Source organism: Kribbella swartbergensis (assembly GCF_054784135.1).
In genome coordinates this window covers 1-605 of record NZ_BAAGPM010000049.1, presented here as the reverse complement: position 1 = coordinate 605, position 605 = coordinate 1, and the positions used below count along the sequence as shown (strand labels likewise).

Genomic DNA, 605 nt, shown 5'->3' with positions numbered 1-605 from the left:
CCGGTGGGTAGTTCTAAGGGTACTGTCATATGTGGACGCTCCCCTTTGGCAAGGAATTTGTTGACGTATGTGCAAGGTGGTCGGGTGCAGTGATATGTACGGCCTGTTGGTGCGGCCCATCTGACCGCTGGCCCTGATGAAATCCGCAGATCAGGCCCCTGACAGGTTGACGAGCTCGCAGCTCTGACAGTACCTCGGGTTTGCCTGATCCCGGCTCGCCCGGTTTGCATCACGCCATCATCACCCTTCCCAAACTGAAGATGTCAGCCCAAGCCAGTGCTCAAGCAGCAGGCACGGGAGCCCGGTAGACTTCCCCCTTCGCCAGCACCGCCCATGCGATGCGGGCTGTCTTGTTGGCCAGGGCGACTGACGCAACTTCGAGACCATCCGCGCGTGGAGCCTGCGCTTTGGACGGACCTACGCCAAGACCCTGAAGCGGCGCCGGCCGAAACGCGGTGACAAATGGTTTCTCGACGAGGTGTTTGTTCGCATCCGGGGCAAACTGCACTACCTCTGGCGAGCCGTTGATCAGCACGGGAACGTGCTCGACGTGCTGGTCCAGAGCCGGCGCAGCAAGAAAGCGGCCAAGCGCTTCTTTAGCAAGC

The 605-nt window shown here is 60.7% G+C and carries 1 protein-coding gene; it reads left to right on the top strand.

Going from position 1 to position 605, the window contains the following annotated elements; genetic code table 11:
• Nucleotides 1-478: 478 nt before the first annotated feature.
• The coding region (locus tag ACYVOK_RS34385; protein ID WP_460666787.1) for a DDE-type integrase/transposase/recombinase at nt 479-605 on the top strand (127 nt) is incomplete at its 3' end.